This window comes from Streptomyces sp. NRRL F-525, assembly GCF_000716605.1.
Lineage (GTDB): Bacteria > Actinomycetota > Actinomycetes > Streptomycetales > Streptomycetaceae > Streptomyces.
The window spans coordinates 58776-67091 of record NZ_JNXE01000047.1; the positions used below are offsets into that span (position 1 = coordinate 58776).

At 70.7% G+C, this 8316-nt stretch carries 8 protein-coding genes and 1 pseudogene; 5 read left to right on the forward strand and 4 right to left on the reverse strand.

The annotated features are described in order from the left end of the window. Positions 1–205 precede the first annotated feature (205 nt). Positions 206–880, forward strand: coding sequence for a hypothetical protein (locus OO69_RS53275; protein ID WP_234444677.1), 675 nt, complete (start codon positions 206–208; stop codon positions 878–880). Between the two features lie 151 nt (positions 881–1031). On the opposite strand, the gene OO69_RS42670 is transcribed toward OO69_RS53275, so the two are convergent. The 4 genes from OO69_RS42670 to OO69_RS42685 form a co-directional block, all read right to left on the reverse strand. After that, positions 1032–1421, reverse strand: coding sequence for an ANTAR domain-containing protein (locus OO69_RS42670; RefSeq protein ID WP_033286354.1), 390 nt, complete (start codon positions 1419–1421; stop codon positions 1032–1034). An 81-nt stretch (positions 1422–1502) separates the two neighbouring features. Next, the gene (locus OO69_RS42675) at positions 1503–1835 is read right to left on the reverse strand and encodes an SCO4225 family membrane protein (RefSeq protein WP_033286355.1); all 333 of its coding nucleotides are present in this window, start codon (positions 1833–1835) and stop codon (positions 1503–1505) included. Positions 1836–1881: 46 nt separating this feature from the next. Then, complete coding sequence (locus OO69_RS42680; RefSeq protein WP_033286356.1) at positions 1882–2574, reverse strand: response regulator; 693 nt, start codon at positions 2572–2574, stop codon at positions 1882–1884. Beyond that, on the reverse strand, positions 2571–4916 hold the full coding sequence (locus OO69_RS42685) for a histidine kinase (RefSeq protein WP_033286357.1): 2346 nt from the start codon (positions 4914–4916) through the stop codon (positions 2571–2573). Before OO69_RS42685 ends, OO69_RS42680 begins: the two co-directional genes overlap by 4 nt. 207 nt (positions 4917–5123) lie before the next feature. Between OO69_RS42685 and OO69_RS42690 the strand changes: the two genes are divergently transcribed. The 4 genes and pseudogenes from OO69_RS42690 to OO69_RS42705 form a co-directional block, all read left to right on the forward strand. Next, on the forward strand, positions 5124–5585 hold the full coding sequence (locus tag OO69_RS42690) for a DUF5707 domain-containing protein (RefSeq protein WP_078652823.1): 462 nt from the start codon (positions 5124–5126) through the stop codon (positions 5583–5585). A gap of 113 nt (positions 5586–5698) precedes the next feature. Further along, positions 5699–6145 carry a hypothetical protein gene (locus tag OO69_RS42695; protein WP_033286358.1) on the forward strand — a complete coding sequence of 149 codons (447 nt, stop codon included), beginning with the start codon at positions 5699–5701 and terminating at the stop codon, positions 6143–6145. Between the two features lie 127 nt (positions 6146–6272). Next, positions 6273–7166 (forward strand): glycosyltransferase family 2 protein, encoded by an 894-nt coding sequence (locus OO69_RS42700; protein WP_033286372.1) that lies wholly within the window; start codon positions 6273–6275, stop codon positions 7164–7166. 388 nt (positions 7167–7554) lie between these two features. Further along, positions 7555–8259, forward strand: a pseudogene (locus OO69_RS42705) (AfsR/SARP family transcriptional regulator); the annotation flags it as partial. Positions 8260–8316: the final 57 nt, after the last annotated feature.

The window sequence follows — 8316 nt, forward strand, 5'->3', positions numbered from 1 at the left end:
GACCGCAGCACACTGGGGAGCAGCGAACACCGCTCCCACGGGGGTGCCTCCGGTCCGAAGCACACCGGACGAGTGCCCGGGGGGACGGCTTTCAAACGGGCTCATTCGAACGGGTTTTCGTGATACCCGTGGCTATGCTGCTGTACAGACGTCCCAGACCCCGGCGCCGTACCACCCCACCGAGTCTTCCGAACCGAGGCGTCTCATGAGCAGCCCGCTGCAATCGCACGAACCCGAAGGCCAGCCGCCGGAGCCGACCGTCATGGGCGTCGTGGACGCCATGGACACGGTGCGGCTGCGCCGGCTGAACCGCTGGCAGGCCGAGGGCCTGCGGGAGGATCTCGCGGATCTGTACGTGGAGTCCTCCGACGCCGACGCGGGCGAGGAGTTCAACGACCGGCAGAAGTTCCTGCTCCGGCTCGCCGACGACGTGAAACTGCCCGGCTTCGACATGCTCGTCGCCGAGGCGGAAGCCCTCGCGGGATGCGTCTGCGGCTTCTCCGTACCGCGCGACGGGTCGTGGTGGCAGGGATTCGAGGGGCAGTTGCCCCAGAACCTGGAGCAACTCACCGCGTCCGGGCATGTGTTCGCGATCCTGGAGACCCTCGTCCATCCGCACCAGCACGCGCGCGGCCTCGCCCGGCTGATGCAGGAGCGGCTGCTCACCGACCACCAGGCCTCGCTGGGTGTCACGTTGGTGGACGAGTCCGCCCGGTGGGTCCTGGCCGCCCTCAAGGGGTGGGGGTGGCAGGAGGTCGGGCGGATCCAACGCGAGGACGACACAACTCCCGTACGGGTGCTGGTACTTCCGCTCGGCGAGCGTACGGAGGACCATCCGGACGGGCTGGCGCACAACGACCGGACGCAGCGTCCGGAATAGGTCCCGGGCAGGTCCCGCAGTTCACGTAGTTCTCGAACTGTTTAGGTTCGGCGGGCCGGGCTACCCAGTGGGGGCGTCCGTCGGCCGTTCTGGACGAAGGCACCGGAGAGTTGGAACCACAGCTCCCGGTGCCGTCCCCATCCTGTACGGGCTACGGCCGGTCCGCCGCGTGGAGGCGGCGCAGCGCGCGGCGCAACTCCCGCTGGATGTCGGCCGGGAGCGGCTTGTCCTCCGCCGTGGCCACCAGGGCCGCCGCCACGGTCCGGAGCTTGATGTTGCAGTGCTGGGAGACGCCCACCAGCAGCTCCCAGGCCCTGTCGCCGGTGCACGGTGCGAGGGCCATCACCATGCCGCGCGCCTGGTCGATCACCGCCCGGGTCTCCAGGGCCAGTGCCAACTGACTGTTCTGGGCGCGTAGTTGGAGGAGTTCGGCCAGCAGGGCCGGGTCGGGGGGAGAGGGAACGGCCGCCAACAGGGGGTGTAGGGACCGATCTTCGAGGGTCGTGGTCGGTTGGTGCGTGGTGCAGGGCGCGTGCCTCATGCCGCAGTCCTTCGACGCGGTGGTTGTGCCCGATGCGAAGCAGGGCGAACACCGCGCCCCCAGCCTAGTCCTGCCCGGGGCTCAGCGGGTGGCGTCGGACTGGTTGCCGCGGCCCAGTGCGCGGGCGCACCAGCCGATGATGGAGGCGTTCACCAGTGCGCCGACGACCACCGCGACGAAGAACATGGCCTTGCCGCCCGGTAGTACGAGGAACACGAGACTGCCCGGGGCGGTCGCCAGGACCGGGACGACGCCCGCCATGGACTCGCCCGAGTCGTCCATGACGCTCACGACGACGGTCCAGACGAGCAGGGCCACGCAGAGCGCGAGGTAGCCGAGGGCGAAGGGGTTGCGGAGGTTCTGGCCGAGCCGGTGGAGGGGGGAACGGGCGGCGTTGGCGTCGGTACTGGGCATGGCTGTACTCCTAAGTGGCGCTGAGTGAAAGGGTGTTGAGGGTCGGTCAGAGGTGTTCGGCGCCCGGTGGGTTCGGGCGGGTGATGCCGAGGTCGTAGGCGAGGATCGTGGCCTGGACGCGGTCGCGCAGGCCGAGTTTGCGGAGCAGGGCGTTGACGTGGGACTTGACCGTGCCGACGGTGATGTCCAACTCCGCCGCGATCTCCGCGTTGTTGAGGCCCGAGGCGAGCAGGGCGAGGACGTTGCGCTGGCTGCCGGTGAGGCTCTCCAGTTCGCGCGGGCCGTTCTCGGCGTCGGAGCGGAAACCCGTGCCCGCGCCGGACGCGTAGTGGCCGATCAGCCTGCGGGTCGCGGACGGGGCGAGCACGCTCTCGCCGCTCGCCACCACCCTGATTCCCGCGAGGAGTTCGGAGGCGTGCACGTCCTTGAGGAGGAAGCCGGAGGCTCCCGCGCGCAGGGCGTCGAAGACGTACGCGTCGAGGTCGAAGGTGGTCAGCACGAGGACGCGCGGCGCGTTCTCCCGGGCGGTGATGATCCGGGTGGCGGCGATGCCGTCGAGTTCGGGCATCCGTACGTCCATCACGACCACGTCCGGGGCGAGTTCGGCGGCGAGGACCACCGCGGTCGCGCCGTCGGCTGCCTCGCCCACGACCGTCATGTCGTCCTCGGCGTCGATCACGGCGGCGAAGCCCGCGCGGACGATGCCCTGGTCGTCGACGACCAGCACCCTGAGGCTCATCGTTCTCTCTCCTCGTCGTCCGGTGCCGTGAGCGGCAGCCGGAGGTGGACCGTGCCCGGTGGGCGGCCGGCCGTCAGGGTGCCGCCGAGCGGCGCGATCCTTGCCGTCAGGCGGGCCTGTACGGCGGTGTCTGTGGCGCGGGGTACGCCGGTGGCCGTGATCGTCAACGTAGTGCCGTCCGCGTCGAGTTCCAGTACGGCTGGGTCGTTGTCGCCGGTCGCGAGGAGGGTTTCGGCTACGTGGTAGGCGGCGAGGTCCACCTCTGTGGGGAGGCGGGCCGGTACCCGGTCCGTCACGCGTATCTGTACGTCTCGGCCGGTGGCTCGGCACTGGTGTGCCAGCAGGTCGAGGGCCTGGACGGTGGGTTGGGGGCGCAGGTCGGGGGTTGTCGTCTCGTCGGCGTCTCGGACCGCGTCCAGGAGGGCGCGCATTGCGGTGAGGGCTTCTCGGGCTCGGGTGGCTGTTTCGTCCAGGTGGCCTGCCTGTGCCTCGGTGATCATGTCCGCGGTTCTGGCCAGGACGGTGGTTTCCAGCCCTGCCGCGATGCGGCGGCGTTCTGCCCAGGCGTCTCTTACGGCTTCCTCGGTCCAGGTGGCCAGTTGGGCTGTTTGGGTGCCCTGGGTTGCCTGGTCGCGTTGGTTGCGGAGGGTTCCCAGGTGGTGGGCAGCGGCGATGGTGAGTGACACGCCGGCTGTTGCGAGCGCGATTACGGACCAGGTGGGGAGTGTTGTGCCTCGGTGTAGGACGGCGATCGTGAGGGCGGTGGTGTGTGCGGCTGTGGCCGCGATCGGGAAAAGGAAGGCAGAGAGAGGGGCCTGAGATAGTCGGTATGTGCGGGGCGGTGGGGGCTGGTCGCGCAGTTCCCCGCGCCCCTTGAGGGCCGCTACCGCTGCGGATGTTGCCAAAGTGCTCAGGGTTGGGGGGAGTAGTACCGGGCCTGTGTAGTGGCCCAGCGACATTGCCATGGGCCACAGCAACGCCAAGCCCAGCAAGGCCAGTTGGACTGTTCTCGGTGCTCTGTGCAGCCACAGCAGGGCTACCGCCTGGGTTGCTGCCAGCAAGGTGAAGAGGACTCCCGCCGACACGTGCGTGCTGGTCGATGTCGCGTCCGCGCGGATGATCAGAACCGGGAGCAGGGGCTGGAAGCACAGGCCGAGCGCGGCGACGACCTGGGCTGCGCGGTAGCCGCGTGGGACGGCGTGTTCGACTGGGGCCGCCGTACGGCCGGGGAGGACGGCGCGTACCTCCCAACCGCCTTCCGCCGTCGGGCCGGTGGTCAGGGTGCCGCCTGTTTCTCGGGCCCGGGAGCGGAGGAAGCCCTGGCCTCGGCCGCCGCCCAGGCCTGTGGCGTGGGCCGGGGTGGCGGTCGGCGGGGCCGCGCTGGTGATGACGACGTCGGTGCGGGTTTCGCCGTAGTGGACGGTCACGGTCGTGTGGGCGCCGGGGGCGTGGCGGGCCACGTTGGTGAGGGCCTCGCGGACGATGCCGTAGGCCGCGTCCGCGACGGCGCCGTCGGGGAGGGGGTCGATCTCGAAGTCGACCGGTTGGTTGAGGCGGCGGAAGCCGGCGATCAGGGAGCGCAACCGCTCCTCGGGGGACGGGAGTTCCTCGCGGGAGGGGGCCGGGGCGCGGACCGCGCTGAGTGCCCGGGTGACCTCTCGGCCCGTCTCCGTCGCGAACTCCAGCGCCTCGGCGGCGAGTTCGGGGCGGCGTTCGCGCAGGCCGAGCGCTGCGCCGGCGGTGACGACGACGGCGGTCAGGTGGTGGGCGCTGACGTCGTGCAACTCCCGTTCCATACGGCGCCGTTCGGCTGCGGGGAGGCGGTGGCGTTCGGTTTCCGCGCGGTGCAGGAGGAGTTCGGCTGCCTGGCGGGCGCGGTGGGTGCGGCGTACGTAGAAGCCCGCGCCGCATGCCGTGGCGTAGAGCAGGGTGATCAGGACCAGGTCGAGGCCGTTGTTGTCGCTGAGGCCGTGCAGGGTGATGTTCTGCAGGAACTGCCAGAGCGCGAGCGTCACCACGCACAGGACCGTGGTGAAGGTGTCGCGCTCGGCGGCCACCGTGAAGAGGGCGAGTGCGACGCCCGCGGTGCCGAAGACCGCCATCGCCCCGGTGGGCAGCGGGCCCGCGCCCACCGCGCAGGCCGCGGCGACCACGATGAGCGTGATCACCGGGCGGGTGCGGCGCAGGGCGAGCGCGGCCGTCACGGATCCGGCGACCAGCGCGGCCACGAGCAGGTCGGCCGCGGTCGGCACGGTGCCGCGCAGCAGCGGAGCCACCGGCCACACCAGGGCCTGGGCACAGATCAGCAGGACCGGGAGCAGCCGGTCGTCGGTTCGTTTCATGACACTCAAAGGCTAGGGGCGCAGGTGAGGGGCCCGGGTCAGGCGGAAGGGGGATTACGGTCCCGCTCTTCTCTATCTCTGGTTCGACGCGGCAACCGTCCTTCCGCCCGAGGACCGCGCCCCGTCCCGCTCCTAGGCTCGATCACATCGAGGGAAGCGGTCGACCACCGCCTCCCACACCATCCACATCACCTAGGGGGACCTCCCATGTCCATGTCCAAGCGCGCTCTCCTTCTCTCCCTCGCCTCCGTCGCCGCGGTCGGCGGAGTCGTCGCCGGCGGGCTCGCCGCGTCGGCTGCCTCCGCACCGGAGAAGCCGACCCTGTCGAACGGCTCGGCCCACTACACCGCCCCGTCCGCGAGCGGCGACGGTTCCTTCACCTACACCGTGGACGTCAGCGACAACTCGGGCATCAAGGGCCTCAAGGTCATCGCGTGGCCCGCGAGCGGGAAGACCGTCCCGACCAAGGCCGACATGCGGTACGTCGAGTCCGCCACGTGCAAGAGCACCTCGGACGACACCTCCCGCTGCACCTACAAGGTCAAGGTCAGCAAGAAGGAGGCGGCGGAAGCGGTCAAGGGCACCTGGAACGTCTCGACGCTCGCCACCGCCAAGGACGGCGACACGACGTTCGTGTCCAAGGCGATCACCTTCGACGTCGCCGGCTGACATCGCCGACCGACCCCCGCACGCTGACGCCGGCACGCGGTCACGTGGGATACGGTGCCCCGTCTCGATCGAGACGGGGCACCGGTCGTTGTCGTGGAGGGTGGTAGAAGGGCATGGTCAACTCGCTTGCCGCGGGCGGGGGTTACTCCGGCACCCCGCTCGCCAAGAAGATCGGCGTCAAGCCCGGCCACCAGGTTCATCTGCACCATGCCCCCGCCGCCTGGACCGTCCCCGGACTTCCGGACGACTGCGAGGTCACCGTCGGTGGCCCCCGTGGCGCGGACGTCACCCTCGCCTTCTACCGGGAACGGCGCCAACTGGACGCGGAGGCCCCGGAGTTGGTGCTCGGCCTCGCCGACACCGCCATGCTCTGGATCGCCTGGCCCCGCAAGGCCGCCGGACATGTCAGCGACATCGCCGAGAACGACCTGCGCGACCTCTTCCTTCCGCTCGGTGTCGTCGATGTGAAGGTCGCCGCGCTGGGGGACGACTGGTCGGGGCTGAAGTTCGTACGCCGGAGGGAAAACCGGCAAAGCCACAACAAAGGTCCCGCAAAATGAACTTGAGTCGGAGCAACCGGCCGACCTGAGGCAACATCTTGGTGAACGGCGAGTGCTGCGCGGTCAGGGCGCGGGCATCGTCGGATGGCCGGATGGAGCGAGAGACGTGCCGGATGGAGTGAGCGACGTGGTCGGACCGAGGATCGCCGTCGCCGTGGTGACCATGGGAAACCGGCCCGCCGAGGTCGACGCCCTGCTCGAGTCCGTGGCCAAGCAGGACCTGCCGCCGACCCGCGTCGTGATCGTCGGAAACGGCTGCCGGCTCCCGGAGTTCACCGACCGGCTGTGCCTCCCCGGCGAGGTCACCACCATCGACCTCGACGAGAACCTCGGCTGCCCCGGCGGCCGCAACGTGGGTCTGGCCCGGCTCCGCGCGTTCGGTGACGTGGACGTCGTAGTCGAACTCGACGACGACGGACTGCTCGTCGACGCGGACGTGCTGCGCCGCGTGCGCGATCTGTACGCGGCCGAACCCCGCCTGGGCATCGTCGGGTTCAGGATCGCCGACGAGCACGGGGAGACCCAGCGGCGTCATGTGCCGCGGGTCGGCGCGGGGGATCCGATGCAGGGCGGGTACGTCACCGGGTTCCTCGGCGGCGGGCACGCGCTGAGCATGGCGATGCTCGCCGAGACGGGGGACTGGCCGGCCGAGTTCTTCTTCGCGCACGAGGAGACCGACCTCGCCTGGCGGGCCGCCGACGCCGGCTGGAGCATCCTGTACGCCCCCGAGCTGCTCCTCCAGCACCCCAAGACCTCTCCCGCCCGGCATGCCATCTACTACCGGGTCACCGCCCGCAACCGCGTCTGGCTGGTCCGCCGCCGGCTTCCGCTCGCGCTGATCCCGGTCCACCTGGGCATCTGGACGCTGCTCACGCTCGTACGGACACGGTCGGTGGCCGGGCTCCGGGCGTGGTTCGGGGGATTCGTGGAGGGCGTGCGCGAAACGGCGGGGGAGAGGCGGCCGATGCGGTGGCGGACGGTGTGGCGGCTTACGCGGCTGGGGCGGCCGCCGGTCATCTGACCGGCCCGTAGTACCTCGGATGTAAGGGGCGAGGGCCCCGGTCGTTCACCTCCGCCGACCGGGGCCCTCTCGCGTCCCCGGACCCGGCCGCGACGGCGACACTCCCCCGAGCTGCGCGTCGTACGCGCGCACCGTCGGGCCAGATCCGATGATGTGATCACATCAGGTCGCACCAACGAATCGCTAACATGTGGCCAGTGGCGCGCACGATGCTCCCGGGCCGCGTGGCCTGAAGTCGCCGGACGGCGACGGGAGACGCCCGGTACGGCAACGGATTCCGGCGTCGGCGGCCACGGCAGGCTGGCGGGAAACCGTCGTGAACAGGGCGGATATCCGCCAAGGGGCGCGGTCGCGAGAGGCCGGGCGGAAGGGTGTCGGGTTCGGTGTGATGCGGTACGAGCCGCGGTTCGGACTGCTGGGCACGCCCGTCCTTTTCGACCCCGCCGACGATGATGCCGTGCACCCCATCGGCAGCCCCAAGGTGCGGGTGCTGCTGGCCGCGCTGCTCCTGGAACCCGGCCGGGTGGTCTCCGTGGACGCCCTGAAGGACGCGCTGTGGGGCGGCTCACCGCCGGCGTCCGCGCACGCCTCCCTGCACAACCACGTGACCCGCCTCCGCCGACTCCTCGACGACCCCGACCGCCTACGCGCGGTACCGCCCGGATACGTACTCCGCGTCGACGAGGGCGAGTTGGACGTCCACGTCTTCGAGTCCCAGGTCGCCATGGCCCGCACCGCGCACGCGGCGAAGGACTGGCCCGTGACGGTCCGCGCCTGCACGGCGGCCCTCTCCCTCTGGCGCGGCACCCCGCTCAGCGGCGTCCCCGCCGAACTCGGCGGCTACGCCTTCGCCCAGCGCCTGACCGAGGCCCGCCTCCTCGCCCTCGAATGGTGCTACGACGCGGAGTTGGCCCTGCGCGGCCCCCGACTCGGCGCCCTCGTCCCCGAGTTGGCCGCGCTGGTCGCCGACCACCCCCTCCGCGAGTCCTACCACCGCCAACTGATGCTCGCCCTCCACCACACCGGCCGCCAGGCGGAGGCCCTCGCCGTCCACCGAGACCTCCGCAACCGTTTGATCGAGGAGCTGGGGATCTGTCTCTTATACACATCTCCGAGCCCACGAGACTAGGCATGATCTCGTATGCCGTCT

Bases quoted from the DNA above. Each gene is read 5' to 3' on its own strand.
- OO69_RS53275 (WP_234444677.1), top strand. From the start codon at position 206: ATGAGCAGCCCGCTGCAATCGCACGAACCCGAAGGCCAGCCGCCGGAG.
- OO69_RS42670 (WP_033286354.1), bottom strand. From the start codon at position 1,421: ATGAGGCACGCGCCCTGCACCACGCACCAACCGACCACGACCCTCGAA.
- OO69_RS42675 (WP_033286355.1), bottom strand. From the start codon at position 1,835: ATGCCCAGTACCGACGCCAACGCCGCCCGTTCCCCCCTCCACCGGCTC.
- OO69_RS42680 (WP_033286356.1), bottom strand. From the start codon at position 2,574: ATGAGCCTCAGGGTGCTGGTCGTCGACGACCAGGGCATCGTCCGCGCG.
- OO69_RS42685 (WP_033286357.1), bottom strand. From the start codon at position 4,916: ATGAAACGAACCGACGACCGGCTGCTCCCGGTCCTGCTGATCTGTGCC.
- OO69_RS42690 (WP_078652823.1), top strand. From the start codon at position 5,124: ATGTCCATGTCCAAGCGCGCTCTCCTTCTCTCCCTCGCCTCCGTCGCC.
- OO69_RS42695 (WP_033286358.1), top strand. From the start codon at position 5,699: ATGGTCAACTCGCTTGCCGCGGGCGGGGGTTACTCCGGCACCCCGCTC.